The organism is Savagea faecisuis, assembly GCF_042675605.1.
GTDB lineage: Bacteria > Bacillota > Bacilli > Bacillales_A > Planococcaceae > Savagea > Savagea faecisuis.
In genome coordinates, this window is sequence record NZ_JBHTJF010000043.1 from 37,853 (window position 1) to 60,783 (window position 22,931).

18 protein-coding genes and 1 other annotated feature are annotated in these 22,931 nt (G+C 42.8%); of the genes, 13 read left to right on the plus strand and 5 right to left on the minus strand.

Features of this window, described 5'->3' with window-relative positions:
- Positions 1-12: 12 nt before the first annotated feature.
- The 10 genes from ilvD to ACFQ0V_RS12725 all read left to right on the plus strand — a co-directional run bounded on the left by ilvD (position 13) and on the right by ACFQ0V_RS12725 (position 12,457).
- Positions 13-1,680, plus strand: coding sequence for a dihydroxy-acid dehydratase (gene ilvD / locus ACFQ0V_RS12680; RefSeq protein WP_381014248.1), 1,668 nt, complete (start codon positions 13-15; stop codon positions 1,678-1,680).
- Positions 1,681-1,933: a binding site (T-box leader), on the plus strand.
- Between the two features lie 93 nt (positions 1,934-2,026).
- Positions 2,027-3,766 carry a biosynthetic-type acetolactate synthase large subunit gene (gene ilvB / locus ACFQ0V_RS12685; RefSeq protein WP_381014250.1) on the plus strand — a complete coding sequence of 580 codons (1,740 nt, stop codon included), beginning with the start codon at positions 2,027-2,029 and terminating at the stop codon, positions 3,764-3,766.
- Positions 3,763-4,281 (plus strand): acetolactate synthase small subunit, encoded by a 519-nt coding sequence (gene ilvN / locus ACFQ0V_RS12690; RefSeq protein WP_194562826.1) that lies wholly within the window; start codon positions 3,763-3,765, stop codon positions 4,279-4,281. The genes ilvB and ilvN overlap by 4 nt, the downstream gene beginning before the upstream one ends.
- A gap of 28 nt (positions 4,282-4,309) precedes the next feature.
- Entirely contained in the window at positions 4,310-5,302 is a 993-nt protein-coding gene (ilvC, locus tag ACFQ0V_RS12695) for a ketol-acid reductoisomerase (RefSeq protein ID WP_381014254.1), read from the plus strand.
- 29 nt (positions 5,303-5,331) lie between these two features.
- The gene (locus ACFQ0V_RS12700) at positions 5,332-6,876 is read left to right on the plus strand and encodes a 2-isopropylmalate synthase (protein WP_381014256.1); all 1,545 of its coding nucleotides are present in this window, start codon (positions 5,332-5,334) and stop codon (positions 6,874-6,876) included.
- A 12-nt stretch (positions 6,877-6,888) separates the two neighbouring features.
- On the plus strand, positions 6,889-7,947 hold the full coding sequence (gene leuB / locus ACFQ0V_RS12705) for a 3-isopropylmalate dehydrogenase (RefSeq protein ID WP_381014259.1): 1,059 nt from the start codon (positions 6,889-6,891) through the stop codon (positions 7,945-7,947).
- 84 nt (positions 7,948-8,031) lie between these two features.
- On the plus strand, positions 8,032-9,447 hold the full coding sequence (gene leuC, locus ACFQ0V_RS12710) for a 3-isopropylmalate dehydratase large subunit (protein WP_381014262.1): 1,416 nt from the start codon (positions 8,032-8,034) through the stop codon (positions 9,445-9,447).
- Complete coding sequence (gene leuD, locus ACFQ0V_RS12715) at positions 9,447-10,034, plus strand: 3-isopropylmalate dehydratase small subunit (protein WP_381014265.1); 588 nt, start codon at positions 9,447-9,449, stop codon at positions 10,032-10,034. Before leuC ends, leuD begins: the two co-directional genes overlap by 1 nt.
- 142 nt (positions 10,035-10,176) lie before the next feature.
- Positions 10,177-11,283, plus strand: coding sequence for a CapA family protein (locus ACFQ0V_RS12720; RefSeq protein ID WP_381014268.1), 1,107 nt, complete (start codon positions 10,177-10,179; stop codon positions 11,281-11,283).
- A gap of 88 nt (positions 11,284-11,371) precedes the next feature.
- Entirely contained in the window at positions 11,372-12,457 is a 1,086-nt protein-coding gene (locus ACFQ0V_RS12725) for a glycosyltransferase (protein ID WP_381014271.1), read from the plus strand.
- A gap of 40 nt (positions 12,458-12,497) precedes the next feature.
- On the opposite strand, the gene ACFQ0V_RS12730 is transcribed toward ACFQ0V_RS12725, so the two are convergent.
- The gene (locus tag ACFQ0V_RS12730) at positions 12,498-14,126 is read right to left on the minus strand and encodes a SulP family inorganic anion transporter (protein WP_381014274.1); all 1,629 of its coding nucleotides are present in this window, start codon (positions 14,124-14,126) and stop codon (positions 12,498-12,500) included.
- A 186-nt stretch (positions 14,127-14,312) separates the two neighbouring features.
- On the opposite strand from ACFQ0V_RS12730, the gene ACFQ0V_RS12735 reads away from it, so the two are divergent.
- Positions 14,313-15,014 (plus strand): glucosamine-6-phosphate deaminase, encoded by a 702-nt coding sequence (locus ACFQ0V_RS12735; protein WP_381014276.1) that lies wholly within the window; start codon positions 14,313-14,315, stop codon positions 15,012-15,014.
- 95 nt (positions 15,015-15,109) lie between these two features.
- Here ACFQ0V_RS12735 and ACFQ0V_RS12740 read toward each other — a convergent pair whose 3' ends face one another.
- Together ACFQ0V_RS12740 and secA2 are read right to left on the minus strand one after the other, a co-directional pair.
- Entirely contained in the window at positions 15,110-16,030 is a 921-nt protein-coding gene (locus ACFQ0V_RS12740) for an accessory Sec system S-layer assembly protein (RefSeq protein ID WP_381014279.1), read from the minus strand.
- Positions 16,030-18,393 (minus strand): accessory Sec system translocase SecA2, encoded by a 2,364-nt coding sequence (gene secA2, locus ACFQ0V_RS12745; protein WP_381014282.1) that lies wholly within the window; start codon positions 18,391-18,393, stop codon positions 16,030-16,032. Before secA2 ends, ACFQ0V_RS12740 begins: the two co-directional genes overlap by 1 nt.
- A gap of 265 nt (positions 18,394-18,658) precedes the next feature.
- Between secA2 and ACFQ0V_RS12750 the strand changes: the two genes are divergently transcribed.
- Positions 18,659-19,699, plus strand: coding sequence for a glycosyltransferase family 4 protein (locus tag ACFQ0V_RS12750; protein WP_381014285.1), 1,041 nt, complete (start codon positions 18,659-18,661; stop codon positions 19,697-19,699).
- 66 nt (positions 19,700-19,765) lie between these two features.
- Here the strand turns inward: ACFQ0V_RS12750 and ACFQ0V_RS12755 are convergent, their stop codons facing one another.
- Together ACFQ0V_RS12755 and ACFQ0V_RS12760 are read right to left on the minus strand one after the other, a co-directional pair.
- The gene (locus ACFQ0V_RS12755; protein WP_381014288.1) at positions 19,766-20,797 is read right to left on the minus strand and encodes an LCP family protein; all 1,032 of its coding nucleotides are present in this window, start codon (positions 20,795-20,797) and stop codon (positions 19,766-19,768) included.
- 148 nt (positions 20,798-20,945) lie between these two features.
- Positions 20,946-21,581, minus strand: a complete 636-nt coding sequence (locus ACFQ0V_RS12760; RefSeq protein ID WP_381014291.1) for a YigZ family protein — start codon at positions 21,579-21,581, stop codon at positions 20,946-20,948.
- A gap of 158 nt (positions 21,582-21,739) precedes the next feature.
- Here ACFQ0V_RS12760 and ACFQ0V_RS12765 point away from each other — a divergent pair, with 158 nt between their 5' ends.
- Positions 21,740-22,912 (plus strand): sensor histidine kinase, encoded by a 1,173-nt coding sequence (locus ACFQ0V_RS12765; RefSeq protein WP_381014294.1) that lies wholly within the window; start codon positions 21,740-21,742, stop codon positions 22,910-22,912.
- The last annotated feature ends 19 nt before the right edge of the window (positions 22,913-22,931 follow it).

Genomic DNA, 22,931 nt, shown 5'->3' on the forward strand with positions numbered 1-22,931 from the left:
GGAGCGGATGATATGCGTAGTGATATGATAAAAAAAGGTATCGATCGTGCTCCACACCGTAGTCTCTTATATGCGACAGGCGTGAAGACGAAAGACTTAGAAAAACCGTTCATCGGTGTTTGTAACTCTTATATCGATATTATTCCAGGACATAAACATTTAAATATTTTTGCTGAAATTGTCAAAGAAGCGATTTGGGAAGCAGGCGGTGTACCGTTTGAATTCAATACGATCGGTGTTGACGATGGAATTGCGATGGGACATATCGGAATGCGCTATTCATTACCGAGCCGCGAAATTATCGCAGACTCTGCTGAAACTGTTATTAACGCTCACTGGTTCGACGGTGTGTTTTACATCCCGAACTGTGACAAAATTACACCAGGAATGTTGATGGCTGCAGTACGTACGAACGTACCGAGCGTATTCGTTTCAGGTGGACCGATGGAAGCGGGCGTTTCTTCAAAAGGCGAGACTCTTTCATTAACTTCTGTTTTTGAAGGTGTCGGAGCGTATAAGTCAGGAAAAATGACAGCGGAAGAATTGCTCGATATTGAAAACAACGCATGTCCAACATGTGGTTCTTGTTCAGGAATGTTCACAGCGAACTCGATGAACAGCTTGATGGAAATGTTAGGCGTTACCCTTCCAGGGAACGGAACGATCGTCGCAACGAGCGATGAGCGTCACAAATTAATTAAAGAAGCAGCGAAACACCTCATCCGCATGGTGAAAGAAGATGTGAAGCCACGCGATATCGTAACGAAAGAAGCGATTGACGACGCATTCGCACTCGACATGGCGATGGGTGGTTCGACAAATACAGTACTTCACACATTAGCGATCGCGCATGAAGCGGATATCGAATACGACGTTCGCGACATTAACAAAGTAGCGGAGCGTGTGCCGTACTTAGCGAAAATTATGCCAGCATCGGACATTTCGATGGATGACATTTTCAAAGCAGGTGGCGTCAGCGCCATCATTAACGAATTAACTAAAATTCCTGGCGCGATTCACCCTAATCGTTTGACGATTACAGGGAAGACGATCGGTGAAGACGTCCAAGATTTCCATATTACGAATACAGAAGTCATTCGTACGAAAGATAACCCGTACAGCCCAGTCGGTGGACTTTCCGTCTTATTCGGAAATATCGCACCAGACGGCGGTGTCATTAAAGTAGGAGCAGTTGATCCTTCGATTAAGACATTCAAAGGGGAAGCGATCGTATTCGAATCGCAAGAAGAAGCACAAGCGCGTATCGATGATGGAACAGTTCGAGAAGGACATGTCGTCGTCATTCGATATGAAGGGCCAAAAGGTGGTCCGGGAATGCCAGAAATGCTCGCACCGACGTCAGCGATTATGGGACGCGGTCTCGGAACGAAAGTCGCACTCATTACAGACGGTCGTTTCTCAGGGGCATCACGTGGAATTTCCATCGGACATATTTCGCCAGAAGCGGCGGAAGGCGGACCGATTGCACTTGTTGAAAATGGCGACATGATCGACATTAACTTAACGGAGCGCACGATCAACTTACTCGTTGACGATGCAGTGTTAGAAGAACGTCGTTCGAAATTAAAGCCATTTGAACCGAAAATTAAAAAAGGCTACTTAGCTCGTTATTCAAAGCTTGTGACAAGCGCGAGCACAGGTGGCGTTATGAAAATTTAAAATAAAACGTTGATGAGGGAAAAGTGATTAACAGACGCATTTTCAGAGAGCTAAGGGTCGGTGAGACTTAGCAATGCAGTTAATGACGACATCTCCTCGGAGTGATTTACTGAATGTCGATTGACGTATAGGTAAGTCCGGGCGAAATAACGCTCGTTATGAATCATTCAAGCTGACGCACTAGATCAGCTTGCTAGAGGCGACAAATATGTCGTGAATTAGGGTGGTACCATGAAGCTTTTTCATCCCTATGTAGAGAGAGAACTCTTTACGTAGAGATGAGAAAGCTTTTTTATTTAGTTATGTTACATCTGTTTTTTGGTAAATGAAGCGAGGAGGAAAAGATATGAATGCAGAAGCAGCTAAAAAACAAGCAACGGAGCAGTCACAAAGAATTGAGCCTTACGATGGGTCAGCAGTATTAATTGACGCGTTACATAAACAAGGTGTTGAAGTTATTTTTGGATATCCAGGAGGAGCGGTTTTACCGATTTATGATGCCCTTTACAAAAATCCAATTCGTCACATTTTAGCGCGTCACGAACAAGGTGCGATTCACGCAGCGGAAGGTTATGCGCGTGTCGCAGGACGTCCGGGCGTCGTCATTGCAACGAGCGGTCCAGGCGCGACAAACCTCGTCACAGGAATTACGGATGCGATGATGGATTCCATTCCACTCGTCGTCTTTACTGGTCAAGTATCGAGTACGGTGATCGGAACGGACGCATTCCAAGAAGCAGATATTATCGGAATTACACAGCCGATTACGAAGCATAACTATCAAGTTCAGACGGTAAATGATTTACCACGCATCGTAAATGAAGCATTCCATATCGCTTCAACAGGACGTCCAGGACCAGTCGTCGTCGACATTCCGAAAAACGTCGCAACTGAAATTTTCACAGGAAGCGAAGAAGCATTCCATGAAGAAGTGAACTTACCAGGTTATCAACCGACAGTGGAACCGAACCATTTACAAGTAGAGAAAGCGATCGAACTTTTAAAAGAAGCGAAAAAGCCACTTCTCTTAATCGGTGCAGGTGTGTTGCATAGTAAAGCGACAGAAGAATTAAACACATTCGTCGACAAACATCAAATTCCAGTAACGAGCACGTTGTTAGGACTCGGTGCAATCGCAGGAGACCATCCACAATTTTTAGGAATGGCTGGAATGCACGGATACTACACGGCGAACATGGCGATTAGCGATTGTGACGTACTCGTCAACATCGGTGCACGATTCGATGACCGTTTAACAGGTGATTTAAACGTTTTCGCACCTCGTGCAAAAGTCGTTCACATCGATATCGATCCAGCGGAAATCGGTAAAAACGTACCGACGGAAGTACCTATCGTTGGAGATGCGAAACGCGCGCTCGAAAAAATGTTGAAGAAAGATTTCACAATGCAAGATTTCAGCGAATGGACAGCGCAACTTGCGGATATGAAGAACAGTTACCCGCTTTGGTACAAAGAAGATCCAGAATACATTTTGCCACAGCAAGCTCTTCAAATGGTGCATGAAGTGACAAAAGGGGACGCGGTCGTTACGACAGACGTCGGTCAACACCAAATGTGGTCAGCGCAATATTACGGTTTGAATCATCCGGATTCATGGGTGACATCGGGTGGACTTGGAACGATGGGCTTCGGTTTCCCAGCAGCGATCGGAGCACAAATTGCGAAGCCGGATCGCACAGTAGTTTCTATTGTAGGAGATGCTGGATTCCAAATGACAGTACAAGAGTTGTCATTACTTCAAGAATTCCGTTTCCCGGTGAAAATCGTCATCTTAAACAACGGATCACTCGGAATGGTTCGTCAATGGCAAGAAGAGTTTTACGACGAGCGTTATTCTGAATCACTCATCCAAGTACAACCAGACTTCGTGAAATTAGGAGAAGCATACAACATTCCATCATACCGCGTCGACACGTTAGAAGAAGCGCGCAAAGTATTCGAAGAGACATTGACGAATAACGAGCCAGTTTTAATCGACTGCCGCGTAAAACAGATGGAAAACGTATATCCGATGGTCGCACCAGGCGCTGGACTTAATGAAATGATTGGAGTGAAACGTCAATGAAACGAGTCATCACAGTAACAGTAATTAACCAAAGTGGCGTTTTGAACCGAGTGACAGGACTTTTAATGAAACGTCAATTCAATATCGAAAGTATTACGGTCGGTCATACAGAGACGGCAGGGATGTCTAAAATGACGTTCATCGTCAATGTCGAAGACGAGCGTAAAGTAGAACAAATTGTGAAGCAATTGCAGAAGCAAATTGACGTATTAAAAGTGAAAGACATTACAGAAAAATCAATCGTTATGCGAGAGCTGGCCTTCATTAAAGTGCTTGCGCCGCCACATCTCCGTAGCGAAATTAACGCGATTGTCGATCCATTTAGAGCGACGATCGTCGACAGTGGGAAAAACGTCGTCACGTATCAAGTGACGGGTGACCCGACAAAAATCGAGGCGTTTATCGAACTCGTCCAACCATATGGTATTAAAGAGTTAACGCGTACAGGAGCGACTGCTTTCGTCCGTGAAATGCAGAAATCTTCCGACACACCGCAATTATCTCTTTTACAATAAAAAACATAAAAATTAGGGGGCATTTATAATGGCTAAAATGTATTACAACCAAGACATCAATGAAGAAATTTTGAAAGATAAAAAGATCGCAATCATCGGGTACGGTTCACAAGGACACGCTCACGCACGTAACTTGAAAGATTCAGGATTCGACGTAGTTGTAGGAGTTCGTCCAGGTGGATCATTCGACCAGGCGAAAGAAGACGGCATGGAAGTTATGACAGTGAAAGAAGCAGCAGAAGCAGCGGACCTCATTATGATCTTGCTCCCAGACGAGCGTCAAAAGCAAGTGTACGAAGAAGAAATCGCACCAGCATTAACAGAAGGAAAATCACTCGTGTTCGCACACGGATTCAACGTTCACTTCGGTCAAATTACACCACCTGAAAACGTTGACGTATTCCTCGTAGCACCGAAAGGACCAGGTCACCTCGTTCGTCGTACGTACGAAGCAGGAGCGGGAGTACCAGCATTGTTCGCAATTTATCAAGATAAATCAGGCGAAGCGAAAGACGTTGCACTCGCATACGCAAAAGGAATCGGTTCAGCACGCGGTGGCGTACTCGAAACGACATTTGAAGAGGAAACAGTTACAGACTTATTCGGTGAGCAAGCAGTACTTTGCGGTGGAACGACTGCACTCGTAAAAGCTGGATTCGAAACATTAGTAGAAGCAGGTTACCAACCAGAACTCGCATACTTCGAAACGTTACACGAACTTAAATTAATCGTTGACTTAATGTACGAAGGCGGACTTTCAGGAATGCGTTACTCAATCTCAGATACTGCTGAGTGGGGTGACTACGTTGCGGGAGAGCGCATCGTAACAGACGCGACGAAAGAAGCGATGAAAGGTTTACTCACAGACATTCAAGAAGGTAAATTCGCAAAAGGATGGATCAACGAAAACGAAACAGGCCGTCCGACATTCAACAAAATGAAAGAAGTAGACAAAACGCATCAGATCGAAGAAGTTGGTCAGAAGTTACGCGCAATGATGCCATTTGTTAATCAAAAATAATTTTCCAAAACGAAAGAAGGGGTGGCGAAGTGAAGAAAATCGACATATTTGACACAACATTAAGAGACGGAGAGCAATCGGCAGGAATCAACTTGAATACTCAAGAAAAACTGGAGATTGCGAAACAGCTAGAAAAATTCGGTATGACAATCATCGAAGCAGGTTTTCCTGCTTCGTCACCCGGAGATTTCGATGCGGTCAATAAAATTGCAAAAACAGTAAAAAATTCAATCGTAACAGGGCTCGCTCGTTCAATCGAACGCGATATCGACACGAGTTGGGAAGCGTTGAAAGTTGGTGCACAACCACACTTGCACGTCTTCATCGCGACGAGCCCGATTCATATGAAGTATAAATTACAACGCACGCCGGACGAAGTAGTGGAACAAGCAGTCGCAGCGGTGAAATACGCGCGTAAGTTTTTCCCACTCGTTCAATTTTCAGCAGAAGATGCTTCTCGTTCAGATTTAGACTTTTTAGCACGTATCGTCGGTGAAGTGATCGAAGCAGGAGCGACGACAGTTAACTTACCGGACACAGTCGGTTATGCGACACCGGAAGAGTACGGTGCGATGTTTAAATATGTGAAAGAGAATGCAAAAGGTGCAGATCGTGTGAAATTATCATGTCACTGTCATGACGATTTAGGAATGGCAGTTGCGAACTCGATCGCAGCGGTGCAAAACGGTGCGGAGCAAGTGGAAGGAACGATCAACGGAATCGGAGAGCGTGCAGGAAACGCGGCACTGGAAGAAATCGCAGTCGCCTTCCATATTCGAAACGACTTCTACAACGTCGATACAGGCGTCAACTTAGTCGAAACGAAAAAGACGAGCCAAATGGTGAGCCGTTTAACGGGCGTCGTCATTCAACCGAACAAAGCAGTCGTCGGTCGCAATGCGTTCGCTCACGAATCAGGAATTCACCAAGACGGCATGTTGAAAAACCGTGAAACGTATGAAATTATTACACCTGAATTAATCGGTGCGAAAGACGAACCTCTCGCACTCGGTAAACACTCAGGACGTCACGCATTTAAAGACCGTGCGATTTCGATGGGCTTTGACTTAACTGACGAACAATTAAATGCTGCATTCGTCGCATTTAAAGAGCTTGCGGATCGTAAAAAAGAAGTGACAGAAGATGATTTGTTCTTCTTATTTACGAACCAACAGACGAAAAATACAGATGTTCCATTGTATCGTTTACAACGTACGCAAGTGGAATATCGCAACAACGAACCACATGCGACAATCTCGGCTACAACTCCAGAAGGAGAAGAAAAAACAGTCGAATCGGTCGGTGCTGGTGGTTCAGTAGAAGCGATCTTCAACACACTTGAAAAACTAGTTGGCGGCGAAGTACACATTTTAGATTATCGTGTGACATCAGTCGGCAAAGGGCGCGATGCACTCGGTGAAGCAGTCATTAACTTAAGCATTGATGGCGAACGTTTCACAGGACGCGATGCGGCGCAAGACGTGTTACAAGCGTCAGCGAAAGCATACATTAACGCAGTGAATCGACGCATTATGCGCGACACGATGAAAAAACAAGCAATGGAAGCGAAATAAGGGGGAGCAACGATGGAAAAGAGAGTTACGGTATTAGCGGGAGACGGTATTGGAAAAGAAGTAACGGACGCAGCGGTCGTCGTATTAGAAGCAGTCGCTAAAAAATACGGTCATACGTTCCACTTCGATCATCAATTGGTTGGGGGAGCTGCAGTCGATGCGAAAAATAATCCATTACCAGAAGAAACAGTCGCAAGTTGTGAAGCGAGCGATGCGATTTTATTAGGTGCAGTAGGAGGTCCAAAATGGGACAATAACCCACCTGCCTTACGTGCAGAACAAGGGCTACTCCGACTTCGTAAGCAATTCGATTTGTTTGCGAACTTACGCCCTGTAAAAGCGGTATCAACTCTCATCCAATCGTCGCCTTTAAAAGAAGACATTGCGAAAGATGTTGATATGATGATCGTTCGTGAGTTAACGGGTGGGGTTTACTTCGGTACACCGAGCTTGTATAACGATGAAGAAGCGGTCGATACGATGCCGTATTCTCGTAAAGAGATCGAGCGCATCGTCGACAAAGCTTTTGAAATTGCGATGAAACGTAATAAGCGCATCACATCTGTCGATAAAGCGAACGTTTTAGCGACGAGCCGCTTATGGCGTCAAATTGTAGACGAGAAAAAAGCGCAATATCCAGAAGTGGAAGTGCGTCACCAACTCGTCGACTCTGTCGCAATGAGCATCATTACGAGCCCGAAAGATTTCGACGTTATTTTAACGGAAAACATGTTCGGCGATATTTTAAGTGATGAAGCTTCTGTTATTACAGGTTCACTCGGTTTATTACCATCTGCGAGCATCCGTTCAGACGGCTTCGGTATGTACGAGCCAGTCCACGGAACAGCGCCAGAAATTGCGGGTCAAAACATTGCAAACCCAGCAGCAGCGATCCTTTCAGCAGCGATGATGCTCACGTATTCATTCGATATGTTGGAAGAAGCGAAAGCGATTGAAGATGCAGTGTACGGCACGTTTGAAGATGGTCATTTCACAGGGGATTTAACGAAAGACAATCCACTCGGCACGAAAGAATGGACAGAAAAAGTACTTCAACGTTTACAAGCGTAATGAAACGAATGTTCAAGAAATGCTCAAAATGATTTTGAGCATTTCTTCTATAATATGGAATGATTTTTTGAAAGGAGCTCCAACATGCCAAAAACAATTATTGAAAAAGTATGGGACAAACATGTCGTTTATGAAGAAGAGGGAAAACCAGATTTACTTTATATCGATTTACATCTCGTTCATGAAGTAACATCACCACAAGCGTTCGAGGGGCTTCGTTTAGCAGGACGTAAAGTGCGTCGACCAGATTTAACGTTCGCAACGATGGACCATAACGTTCCGACGAAAAACTTACCGACGATTAACGATCCGATTGCACGCAAACAAATTACGACATTAGTCGATAACTGTAAAGAATTTAACGTACCACTTGCAGATATGGCACACCCTGATCAAGGGATTGTCCACATTATCGGACCAGAGCTCGGATTGACGACACCTGGTAAAACGATCGTCTGTGGAGATAGCCATACGTCAACACACGGCGCGTTCGGTGCGATCGCATTCGGTATCGGAACGAGTGAAGTGGAACACGTTTTATCGACACAAACATTGTGGCAAGCACGTCCGAAAACGATGGAAATTCGCGTCAATGGCGAATTAGGATATGGCGTTGCGGCGAAAGATATTATTTTAGCGATCATCGCAAAATTCGGTATCGATGTCGGAACAGGGCATATCGTTGAATTTACAGGAGAAGCGATTCGCAATTTAACGATGGAAGAGCGCATGACGGTATGTAATATGTCGATCGAAGCGGGGGCGAAAGCAGGATTAATTAGCCCGGACGAAACGACGATTGAATACATTCGCGGGCGCAAATACGCTCCAGAAGGCGAAGCTTTTGAAGAGAAAGCACAAGAGTGGCTCGCCCTCGCAACAGACGAAGGTGCGACATACGATACAGTGCTTGAAATCGATACGTCTGAAATCGAACCGTTCGTCACATGGGGAACGAACCCATCGATGGGTTCAGGTATTTTATCATCGGTTCCACGTGAATCGGATTACGAATCACAATCCGACCGTGAAGCGTTGAAAAAAGCGCTCGCGTATATGGACTTAGAAGAAGGACAACCGTTAACGTCAATCGACATTCAACACGTCTTCATCGGCTCATGTACGAATGCTCGTCTTTCTGACTTACAAGCAGCAGCGAAAGTTGTCGAAGGTCGCAAAGTAGCAGACGGTGTTACAGCGATCGTCGTACCTGGCTCACGCACGGTGAAAGCACAAGCGGAGGAGCTCGGATTAGATAAAGTATTTATCGATGCTGGATTCGAGTGGCGCGATGCAGGATGTAGTATGTGTTTAGCGATGAATGATGATGTCGTTCCTACAGGAGAACGTTGTGCATCAACGTCGAATCGTAACTTCGAAGGTCGTCAAGGAGCAGGATCACGCACGCATCTTGTCAGTCCACCGATGGCAGCAGCTGCGGCGGTCCATGGACATTTTGTCGATGTTCGTGACATGATGAAAGAAGGAGTGAATGCATAATGGAACCGATTAACATTGTTGAGAGTGTCATTACGCCACTCGATCGTAAAAACGTAGATACAGACCAAATTATTTCAAAAGAATTTTTAAAGCGCATCGAGCGTACAGGGTTTGGCCAATATTTGTTTTACCATTGGCGCTTTAATCAAGATGGCTCGAAAGTGGAAGACTTCGTAATGAACGATCCACGTTTCGACGGTTCACGCATTCTCGTCGCACACGATAACTTCGGTTGTGGTTCATCACGTGAACACGCACCGTGGGCGATTCAAGACTACGGGTTTGACGTCGTCATCGCTCCGAGTTTCGCGGATATTTTCCATAATAACTGTTATAAAAATGGGATTTTACCAATCCAATTAACAGAAGCGGAAGTCGAGCAGTTACTCGAAAAAGGATTAGCAGAAGGCACGTACAAAGTGACCGTTAATCTTGAAGAACAGACAGTAAAGGGAGAAGATGGCGTACAGTACCAATTCGACATCGACCCATACAATAAAAAGATGTTGTTGAACGGTTGGGATGAAATTTCAATTACATTCCAATACGAAGATCATATTAAAAAATACGAAGAACAACATGCATAAGAAAGGGCGCTCCCAGTAGCGCTCTTTTTTATCGTTTTTCTACAATAATTTACGGTCACAATAAAGTTATCATCATATTTTGACGATTTCACATTCGTAGTGTACGCTCAAAAGATAAAATAATTGAGAAGGGGTTTGACAAATGATACGAATTGTAACATTATTTTTGTTTCTATTCATGGCGAGTTGTTCACCGTCTGCAGAAGCACCGACCGAAAAACCTCCATCACAAGAGGAGGAAGAGGCAGTCACACTTCCACCAGAGCCTGCCCCACAACCAGAACCTGTTGTGAAGCGAATGACGGTCGGGATGATTGGAGATATTTTATTACATCATCCTTTGTATACATACGATACATATGATGCAGCTTTCCAAGAAATGCTTCCTTATTTTAATTCCATCGATTTTTTAATAGCGAATCAAGAATCGATTCCAGGAGGAGTGGAGCTCGGATTAAGTGGTTATCCGAATTTTAACAGTCCCTCTCATATCGTACGCGACTTAAAAAAGTATGGGGTCGATATGATTTCAATGGCGAACAATCATACATTGGACCGAGGAGCAAAAGGAGTGCAACGAGCAATTGCGACGATGGAGCAGTATGAGATGCCCTATGTCGGTGCTTACAAGTCGTACGAAGACCGAGCGACGGAACGAATCGTCGAAGTGGATGGCATTACGTTAGGAATCGTCAATTATACATATGGTACGAACGGCCATGTCGTTCCGCGAGATCAGCCGTATTTAGTCAATTACATAGAAGAAGAGGCCATTCGTCAAGACATTCGTGCGTTAAAAGAGAAAGTCGATGTCGTCATCGCTTCGATTCATTGGGGGATTGAATATCAGTTGAATGAAAGTGAGGCGCAACGTCAAGTAGCCCAAATCGTTGCGGAAGAAGGCGCGCATATTTTATTCGGTCATCATCCACACGTCATTCAACCGTATGAAAAAAGAGACAATACACATATTTACTATTCATTAGGTAATTTTTTATCTGCGCAACAATTCGATTCGACGAATATTGGAGGGATCGCACGAATTACGATTGAAAAGACGACGTTAGATGGAGAAGTACAAAATGTTGAAGTGCTCGAACCTGAATTTTTGCCGACTGTCGTTGTAAAAGAGAATGGATGGAACTTTAAAATATATCCACTTCGCGATCGACCGAAAGCAGCGATTTATTCTGAACAGTGGATGCTCAATCATATAAAATTGCCACGCTGGTCGCCTACAGTGGAATAGAAAATATAGCAGTCGATGAAGTAAACTATGATATACTTTTCATGATAGATAATAATTCAAAAAAGCGGAGTAAGGAAGCGATAATAAGATGACGAAACTTATAGTCTTTAGCAATATGTATCCTTCTGATCAACATCCAACGTACGGAATTTTCGTCAAAAACCAAGTACAGTTGTTGAGAGATGAAGGTATGGACGTATCTGTCATAGCTATCGAAGATCCATCAAAAGGTAAAATAGCGAAATTACAAAAATATATGAGTTTATTTATTCGCGGTTTTTTTAGTTTATTAAAAAATCGTAAAACATTAAATTTAACGCATGCGCACTATGTCTTCCCGACAGGGATGTTATCTTATTGGGGAAAACGATGGTTTAACATACCGTACGTCGTCACTGTACACGGTGGAGATATCGATCAAATGCCCAAAAAAAGTAAAATGGCACGTAAATGGACGGAGCGCATTTTAAAAAAAGCGGACGCTGTCATTACAGTTGGTGAAAAGTTAAAACAAGACGTCGTGAGGGAGTTCGGCGTTTCGATTAATAAAGTTCATGTCATTAGTATGGGGGTCGATCAAACGGTCTTTTACGTCATGCCTCAAGAACTTTCACGTGAATCATTACGTCTCTCTAAAGAAGAGACGATGTTGTTGTATGTCGGAAACGTAATTCGTGCGAAAGGGATTGAAGATTTAATCGAGGCGTATAAACAAATTGCTTACACGAAAGAAAAGCTTTCACTTTACATCGTCGGTTCTCAAAAAGATGCACAATTCGCAACGTTGGTGAAGGATCGGATTGAAACTTTAGAACGCGTACATCTCATCGGTCCACAACCTCAAACGACTTTAGCGAAATGGATGTCGGCAGCGGATGTTTTCGTTTTACCTTCTCATCATGAAGGATTCGGACTCGTCGCTCTCGAAGCGATGGCGGTCGGTGTGCCAGTTGTCGGTACAAATGTAGGCGGATTACCTCATTTATTAAAAGACGACGCAGGAATACTCGTAGAGCCTCACAACCCGTCTTCTTTAGCAGAAGGGATAGAGCAAGCGTTGAATCGTTCGGAAGAAAGGTATACGGAAGTGAAACAACGAATCGTAGAGGAACATTCATATCCAGTTTTAGCGGAGAAGCTTAAAACGATTTATCAATATGTCGGACGCTCGTAAAAAAAGCGGTTGAAATCGAAAATGATTTCAACCGCTTTTCTCATATGTTCATAAAGAAATTTTGTTTTCCGATTTTGTCATACAGTCCGCTCTTCTTCAATAGAGCACGCTGTTCGACAGGCATTCGTTTCACGATAATACGAATGTCGAGCTCTTCCGCTTTTTCTAAAAATCCAGCGAGTGCTGCTTCACCTGTCGCATCGATGGTCGGCACATGTTCCATATCCAATATAATAATATCGATTTTAGGATCGAGCCAAGTCGGAGCAGTATCCTCAAAACGTTTCGCCGTTCCAAAAAATAAAGGTCCTTCAATGACGTACTTCACGACGAATTGTTGGTCAGATTGAAATTCAATTCGCTCGACATCTGAAAGGCGACCTTTTTCTAATTTCAGTTCTCCAATCATCTTTTTCAAAAACGATAGAGCGGCTAAAATAATACCGACTTGTACGGCAACCGTTAAGTTGACGAAAATCGTTAATAAAAAAGTGACCCATAAAACGAGCGCATCTCCTGAACGCACACTCGCAATTTGGGCGAATGCTTTACGCGCACTCATATTCCAAGCGACGTGCATTAAAATCGGTGCCATCGCAGCGAGTGGAATGTAGGAAGCGTAAGGAGAAAGTAAGAGTAGAAATAGTAAAACGAAAATACTTTGAATCATACTCGAAACAGGGCTCACAGCACCCGAGCGAATGTTCGTCGCTGTCCGTGCAATCGCACCTGTTGCTGGAATTCCACCGAATAACGGTGTCACCATATTGGCGACTCCTTGTCCGAACAATTCTCGTTTCGAGTCATGTTTTTTCCCATGTGTCATATCGTCCGCGACGACGGCAGAAAGTAAAGATTCAATCGCGCCGAGCGCAGCGATAATGAGGGCAGGTTGCCATAGGAGGAGCAATTTCTCGAATGTAATTTTCGGAAATACGAAAGAAGGTAATGTATTTGGAATACCTCCGAATGCAGTACCGATTGTCTCTACTTTTCCTTGGAAAAGGAGGAGAGAGATAATCGTCGGTACGATAAGGGCAACGAGTAATACAGGAACTTTCGGAGCGAATTTTGGAATGAGTAAAATCGTCACAAGTCCTGCGATTGCGAGAACGATACTCGCACCATTAATCGTATGAATTTGAGCGAAAATTTCACCCATGTTTTGGTGGAAAAATTCGCGCTTCTCCACACCGGTTAGTCCGAGAAAATTACTAATTTGCCCGGTGAAAATAATGACCGCAATTCCTGCGGTGAATCCAATCGTGACGGACCGCGGGACGAAATGGATGAGCTGGGCGACTCCTAAATAACTCATAATAATTAAGAAAATCCCCGCTAAAAATCCAGCGATCAGTAAATCGTGATAACCATACTGTAAAACAATACCTAGCAAGATCGGGATAAATGCGCCTGTTGGTCCTGCGACTTGGTAGCGAGAACCTCCGAGCAGTGCGACGAGAAATCCGGCAATAATTGTCGTGTACAAGCCGTATTCGGGTTTCACTCCAGAGGCGATCGCAAAGGCCATACCTAGTGGAATGGCGACGATACCGACTGTAATTCCAGCGATAAGGTCTTTGCGTAAACAAGCGGCGTTATAATGCGCAAATCGATCATCATGCAACAAACCGTTCACTTCTTCCTTTTCTATTATTTTTTTAATCAATACGATTATACATCGAATGTATAAAAATAACAAAGTTTCGAATGGGAAAAGGAAGGGAATCAGTCATTTGTTAGGCAACTTTTTTAACGGAAAGTCGTCAAAGTAAGTAGTAATGGTTGACCTAGTGGAACAACTAAAATTACAATGAGAACGTAACAAACTTTAATGGAAAGTCGGTAGATACGAATGACGCAGTTAAATGTAGTACGTGTGAAAAACGAAAATGAAGCGGCACAATATGTGTATGAATATGTGAAAAATAAATTACAAAATGAAACGTTGCAAACGATCGGACTTGCAACAGGAAGTACGATGATTCCGATTTACAAACAGTGGGTAGAATCTTCATTAGATTTTTCTGGAGTAACAGCGTTTAATTTGGATGAGTATGTCGGATTAGCGAAAGACAATCCGAACAGCTATGCTTACTTTATGAATGAACATTTATTTCAACATAAGCGATTTAAACAAACGTTTATTCCAGACGGTTTAGCTGAAGATCCAGAGCAAGAGTGCGAACGTTACGAGCAATTGTTATTAAAACATCCACTCGATTTGCAGTTGCTCGGAGTGGGACAAAATGGACATATCGCTTTCAATGAGCCCGAAACACCGATCGACTCAATCACTCACGTCGCAAAATTGACGGATTCAACATTGTCGGTGAATGGTCAATATTTTGATAATGCAGAAAAAATGCCAGATATCGCATTTACGATGGGAATTGAATCGATTTTACGAGCGAAATCAATCGTCTTAGTTGCATTTGGTGAAAAGAAACGAGCAGCGATTGAAAAGTTATTAGAGGGAGAAGTAGACGTACATTGGACGATCACTTACTTACTCACTCATTCAGACGTTACGGTCATTACAGATTTACAAGAATAAACATAAAAGCGTGTTAAAACGAGATGACGTTTTAACATGCTTTTTCCATGAAGAAACGAGACATTGTGCGTTCAAGCGCAATGTCTCGTTTTATTTTATTGAATATTCGTTTCAGCATCGCTCGGGATACGTGCGACCCAGCGAGAGAAGTCGGCATCTTTTTTCTGAATGAGTTGTTCAGGGAAGATGAATGTCCACGGTTTTGTTGAGTTTGCTTTTACTTCAAGCGGTGGTAACTCAAAGCTACCTTTCGCTACGATATCGCCTGCAGCATCAACGATTTCGATCGGGAGCTGTTCGACGTTCATCGCGCGTGTATTCCCGTTACGTATGAAGACAGAAGCGACAAGTCCACCGTCCTCTTGGAACGCGACTTGGAAGCCTGTGAAGTTCACTTCTTTATCTTTTAATTCCGGCATTTTTTTGACGAGGTCTTCAAGCATCGTAATTTGTTCTTTCGTTAAATTCTCTTTCCATGATGGTTCGAGATCTAACATATGTTCACGCATCGATTCGATGTTGAATGCGAGTGACCAACCGTCTTCTAAAATATCTTCTTCTAATTTAACATTCGCTGCATCGAAGACGAACACCCAAGGACGAGCTGTGTTCGGTGGTAAGTAGCCGAGCTCTTCTAAGTCGAATTTTTGAGCAGCAGCGATTTTACCTTCTTTATCAAAAAGAACGAGTTCTACTTCTTGAAGTCGGACAGATTCTGTCACCGTAGAACGTAAAAATGATTTGACGAGTAAGTTGTTGTCACCGTCGCGCTCCATGTCGATTCCTGATAAAGAAAGTTGGTTCGGTTTTAAAGGTTGAAGTTCGTTCGCTAAGAAGCGGAAAACGTACATTTGCTCTTGGCTAATGTTCCAGCTTTCGTGTAAAGATAATTTTGTCGTAATATCTTGCGTTTGTGCACTTTTTTCTTCACTTTTATTCGCAAGTAATTCGTACGATTCAATCGCACGTTCTTTCCCTTTTACTTCTGTTTTCTTGAAAAAGTTAAACAATTTCATTATTGATTCGCCTCCTGTAATGTGTGAATTTCTTTCATGAAATTCGTCGTATCTGCTGCGATATTGCGTCGTACTTCTTGGAACGCATTCGCAAACAATTGCAATCCTTCACGTTGATAAATACGCATCGGATCTTCTTGTCCATAAGAGCGTAAACCAATTCCTTCTTTGAGACGTGTCATCACTTCTAAATGTTTCACCCACATGTAGTCGATATGTTGCAACATCACTTGTGGAATCATGTCTAAGACGCGTTCGTTCGATTCAAAGTTTTGGACGAATTCGAGCAAGTCTTCGATCGGTTGTTTATACGTGTTGAAAATTTCTTGACGGTTTTCAACAGGATGTGAAAGTTCGACGGGTTCTAGTAATAAACCGTTCATCGTATGTTGAATGCGATCGTAATCGTAGTTTTCAGGAATTTCATCATCTGGACAGCTGTCGTAAATGACGAAGTCCGAAGCTTCTTTCAACATCGTCGTCAACAATTCGACGAGACCTTCGCGTGCGATGACGCGGTTACGCAAGTTGTAAATAACTTCACGTTGGTCGTTAATGACGTCGTCTAATTTTAAGTTGTATTCACGCATTGAGAAGTGTGAACCTTCTACGATACGTTGTGTACGTTCAGTCAATTCGTGAATGTCCTCGTTTAAAATGAGTCCTTCATCGTCTGTTTTCACTTTCGCTTGGAATTTTTCTACATCTTCTTTCGCGAAGCGTACATACATATCATCTTCGAGAGAGAGGAAGAATTGCGTTTCACCAGGGTCACCTTGACGGCCAGAACGTCCACGTAACTGATTATCGATTCGGCGACTTTCGTGTTTTTCCGTACCGAGTACGAACAGTCCACCTGCATCATGTGCACCTTCACCGAGTTGGATATCGGTTCCGCGTCCCGCCATGTTTGTAGCGACGGTAATGTGACCGAGTTGTCCGGCTTGTGAAATTAAAAATACTTCTTGCTCGACACTTTTCGCGTTGAGTAAGTTATATTTTAATTTCTTTTTATCGAGATGTTTCGCGACTTCTTCCGATTGTAAAATAGACGTCGTGCCGACGAGAATAGGCTGTCCTGTTTTGTGACGTTTTTCGACTTCATTCGCCATCGCTTCGTATTTTTGTTTCGTCGTTAAAAATACTTTATCTGGGTGATCGATTCGTCGTTTCGGACGGTTCGTCGGAATTTGAACGACGCGCATCCCGTACACTTCTAAAAACTCTTTTTCTTGTGTTTTCGCCGTACCTGTCATTCCACTTAAATGTGGGTACATACGGAAGTAGTTTTGAATCGTCACTTGGGCTTGCGCTTTGTTTTCTTCTGTAATTTCGACTTTCTCTTTCGCTTCGATCGCCTGGTGTAGTCCGTCAGATAATGTTCGTCCTTCTAAAATACGACCAGTGAACATGTCGACGAGTTCGATTTTACCTTCTTTAATGATGTAATCGACGTCTTTTTTGAAAATGACATGTGCACGTACTGCCTGGATAACATAGTGATAGAGCGTTTGGTGATTTAAGTCGTATAAGTTATCGATGCCGAATGCAGCTTCAACTTTTTCGATGCCTTGGTCTGTTAAGCTGACCGCTTTCGTTAAGTCATCGAAGTCGAAATCTTCTTCGCGTTTGAAGCGTCGAGCGAGCATCGCCGCAACATGGTGTAAGTCGGCGTCAGCTGCCATTTTACCTGCGATGATGAGCGGTGTTTTCGCTTCGTCAATTAACACGCTGTCTACTTCGTCGATGATGGCGAAGTGATACGGACGTTGAACGCGATCTGAAATGTTTTGCGCCATATTATCGCGCAAGTAGTCAAACCCGAATTCTGTACCAACTCCGTACGTAATGTCTGCTTGGTATGCTTGTTTTTTCTCATCAGGTTCCATCATCGGAATATTCAATCCGACTGTTAAATCGAGGAAGCGATGAATTTGTCCGATTTGATCATAGTCACGATTCGCAAGGTAGTCGTTTACGGTAATGACGTGAACGCCTTTCCCTTCGAGTGCACGTACGTACGATGGGAGAGAAGCGACGAGCGTCTTTCCTTCTCCTGTTGGCATTTCTGCTATATTCCCTTCAGTTAAAGCGAGACCGCCGATTAACTGAACGTCAAAATGACGCATGCCGAGCACACGTTTTGAAGCTTCGCGTACGACGGCAAATGCGTCAGGAATGATTGATTGAATCGTTACGCCATCTGCGAGTTGCTGTTTAAATTCAGCTGTTTTCAAACGCAGTTGGGCATCGGTTAAAGGTTCATACTTACTTTCTAAATGGTTGATTTTGTCGACGATTTTACGATACTGACGAAGTTGCTTCACGTCAGCATTAAATAAATTTTTAATAAAAGATAACATCGATTCATTAGCTCCTTTTAAATCCGCAATGGATATCTCTTTAATTTTATCAAACTATGACGAGAAAGACTACTTTTTGTATGGAAAGACTTCCAATTGGGAATGAAACTTTTGTGAAAATGGAACGTCTATAATGGAGGAGACGACTGAACATGATGTTTAAGATGGTTTAACGTCTCGCAAATATGCTATAATGATAAAAAATAAAATGGATGATTATGTCTTCGTATAAAAATAGAATAGAAGGATTATGAGGAGGAAGAACATGATTTACGTTGCTTTGCTTACGGCTTTTATCGGAGCGCTCATTTTTACGCCGCTCGTCATTCGCTTCGCTTATCGTATTGGAGCGGTCGATAAGCCTAACTATCGTAAAGTACACGTTCGCGTGATGCCACGAATTGGAGGTTTGGCGATTTTCTTAGCCTTTTTAGCGGGCTTTATCGTCTCTAGACCGACAGATGAACATGCGCTCTATATCGTTTTAGGAGCGACACTCATCATTTTAACTGGATTTTTAGACGATTTATTGGACATTACACCGCGAGCGAAAATGCTCGGACAAATTGCATCAGCGCTCGTTGTCATTTGGGGCGGGTTGCAAATTCAATTTATTAACTTACCATTTTTCGGAGAGTTACAATTCGGTTGGTTCAGCATTCCGATTACAATTTTATGGATCGTCGGAATTACGAATGCGATCAATTTAATCGATGGACTTGACGGACTGGCAGCAGGAGTTTCAGCGATCGCATTAATTGCGATGGCGATCATGGCGATCATCATGGGCGATGTATTCGTCGCAACGACAGCAGCAGTGCTCGCTGCGAGTGCACTCGGATTTTTATTTTACAACTTCCACCCAGCGAAAATTTTCATGGGTGATACAGGCTCGCTCTTTTTAGGGTTTATGATTTCGGTACTCGCCCTTTCAGGATTTAAAAATATTGCGGTCGTATCGTTAATCATCCCTGTCATTATGCTCGGTGTTCCAATTTCGGATACGTTTTTCGCTATCGTGCGACGCATCCGTATGAAACAGCCGATTTCAGCACCCGACAAATCGCATTTGCACCACTGTTTACTCGACTTTGGCTTTTCGCACCGTCAAACAGTGCTCATCATTTATACGATCGCGATTTTGTTCGGTGTCGCAGCGATCTTATTCTCACAAGCGACATTGTGGGGAGCGATTTTATTACTTTCTGTCATCCTCATAGCGATTGAACTGTTCGTTGAAATATTAGGATTGGCTGGGAAAAATTATAAGCCACTTATTACATTTGTACGCAGTATCGGAAAATAAAAATAAAACCTTGTGAAAGCTTGATGTAGAAGGCTTTCACAAGGTTTTTTATTCGTTCATTTTAAATTAACTATCATTTGTATTTGAAATTGCGGTCGAAAGTGTCGATGAAGTAGAGGTAGAGCGTAATTTTAAATGTCTTTGCAAAATAAATTTCAAATCGGCAAGGTTCTCTTCGTCAACTGTATAGTAATATCCGTAAGTCCAATCATCTTCCCCTTCTAATACGTAGTTCTCAACTCGAGGTAATCCACCTTTACCGTATTCGAGGAAGGAGAGCATTTCACGAAATGTCATATTCGTTTTCATATTGTTACCGATCGCTTCAATGACATTCCCGTACTTTAAAAATGAGGAAGCTTCTAATGATTTGTCGACCATCGCTTGTACGATCATTTGTTGTCTTTTGCCGCGGTCTACGTCGCTGTCGAGTTTACGCGTACGCGCTAAGGCGAGCGCATGACGACCATCGAGAGTTTGAATACCTGGTTTGAGGTGAATGTTATTTCCATCGTTCTCGTCTTTTTCGATGCGTTCATATGGTACTTCGACCGTAATCCCGCCGAGTTCATCGACAACATCAATAAAAGCGTTGAAATTCATACGAATGTAATAATCGATTGGGATTTCTAACAATTCTTCAATCGTTTCAACAGTTGAACGCACTCCGCCATGTTGATAGGCGTGAGCGATTTTATCACGTTTGCCGATTTCAGGTATGTACACGTAAGAGTCACGCGGAATACTGACTAAGTTAACTGAGCGCTCTTTCGGGTTAAGTGTTGCGAGCATAATAGCATCTGTTCGACTATTGGAGTCACCTTGTTGTCTCGCCTCACTGTCATCAATTCCGAGCAATAATATAGAGACATTATCTTTAGCAGGTTGCACTTTTTCTTCACGAGAAACAGCGGTTTTCGGGCGATCTTCAATCGCTTCGAATGCCGTATCAGCAGCTACTTGTGCTTTTTGATATAAGTTGGCGAAATAGAGGACAACGACAAAAAAGAAAGCCGAAAAAAGTAATAAAGTAATTTTTAAAGCTTTAGATTTTCGCTTCTTTGTTCGTTGTTGTTTTTGAAAGTCTGTCCGTTTCACTTTTCTCCTCCTTTATCATATTTGGTTAAGCTTCATGAATCTGTTCTTTGAAAGCAAATTGTTCGAAAAGTATGTGTAATTCAAATGTACTTTGAACATTATACTTCTTTTTTTCTAAAAAGTGAAACGAACATTTTGTTAAATAACGTTACGTGCGAGGGATTTCTAAAAATAATGTTTCGGCAATTTCGATTTCAGCTTGTCCGCTCGTCATGTTCGTGATCCATTCGGTGAACTCCTGCTCGTCTTGTGGATCGACGTAAATTTGAAGTTGAACATCATCGAGGTAGACGATTTCTTTCAAATCGTATTTCGATTGTCTCACTTCGTTTTCGATTTTGCCGAGCCACGTATAGTCGATATTGACTGTCATGAGATGAAATTGTTTGCGCAAGACGACGCCGGCAGCTTCGATTCCGACTGTAGTGGATTGTCCATAGGCACGAATTAGGCCACCGCTTCCTAGTTTAATCCCCCCGAAGTAACGGGTAATGACGACTGCTGTATCTTCTAAATTTTGTTTTAATAGTACTTCAAGTATAGGGACGCCTGCTGTGCCAGAAGGTTCTCCATCGTCATTCGCTTTTTGGAAGCGTTGCTTCGGACCGACGACGTAAGCGGAACAGTTATGTGTTGCGTCGTAATGTTTTTTCTTAATGGAATCGATGAACTCATTCGCTTCTTCCTCGGTTTCGACACGACTCACATAAGCGATGAATCGTGATTTTTGAATGATAATTTCATCTGTACCGTATTCTTTCACTGTATAGTAATTGTCTCTCATTGGAATCCTCCGTTTTCTGTAATGTAAACGTAATGTTGAAAACGCTGTGACGCGTGTGTAGGAATGGTATAATTAATTCAAAGTGTATAAGGTATTCGTGTGACTTGCAACATCTTCAGCTTATCGCCATGAAAGAGGAAGAGATTTGGAGGAAAGGTATGACAAACGAAAGAAATATCGATGTGCAACGATTAGAGTCTGTTTTCGAGAACATGTTAAAAGTAATGGATAACTCAAAGAAAGACATTTTTTCGATTAGTGAACAGACGCGTAAAAATTATGAAGCATTAAAACAAGAGTTAGAAGAAGTACAGCGAGAAACAGAAAAAGTGATTCAACGTGGAGATCAGTTGGAAAAATTAACACATACATCGCGCCAACGATTAGCTGAAGTCTCAAAAAACTTTGAGAAATTTACAGAGAACGAATTGAAACGAGCATATGAAGTAGCGAATGATCTCGTCGTACAATTGTCGATTAACCGTTTAGAAGAAAAGCAGTTACGTACGCGCCGAGATGATTTAGAACGACGTCTCATCGATTTATTGAAGACGATTGAACGAGCGGACCAGTTAGCCAACCAAGTGTCGACCGTATTAACGTACTTAACGAGCGATTTAAAAGAAGTCGGACCTGCTTTAGAAACAGCGCGCCAACGTCAAGAATTCGCGATTAAAATTATTCAAGCGCAAGAAGAAGAACGCAAGCGACTGTCCCGTGAAATTCACGACGGACCAGCTCAATTGTTAGCGAACGTCTCGTTACGAACAGGCTTAATTGAACAAATGTGCAACCCGACGACAGACGAGAACGTCATAAAAGAGCTGCGAGATTTAAGAGAACTTGCGAGAGAAGCATTGCATGAAGTGAGACGAATTATATACGATTTACGTCCGATGGCTCTCGATGATTTAGGGTTAGTACCCACTTTACAAAAATATTTGAAAAAGATGATGGGCTATAACGAAGGGGTCTATATCCATTTTATGTCGAAAGGTCCAGATAAGCGGTTTGATTCGAATTTTGAAGCATCCGCCTTTAGACTTATACAAGAATCTGTTTCTAATGCGCTAAAACATGCGGAAGCAAAGGATATTTGGGTGAAACTCGAATGGCTTCATGATACAATGAATATTGTCGTTAAGGATAATGGGAAAGGTTTTGCCAAAGAAGAGATAAAAGATAAAACATTTGGTTTAATCGGAATGCATGAGAGAATAGAATTATTAAAAGGGAAGATTCGCATCGATTCAAAAATCGGAGAGGGAACGACAGTATTTATCCAAATCCCAATCGATGAAAAAAATACAATAAAAGAGATTAAAGAATGAGAATAATGGAGGGAAACAA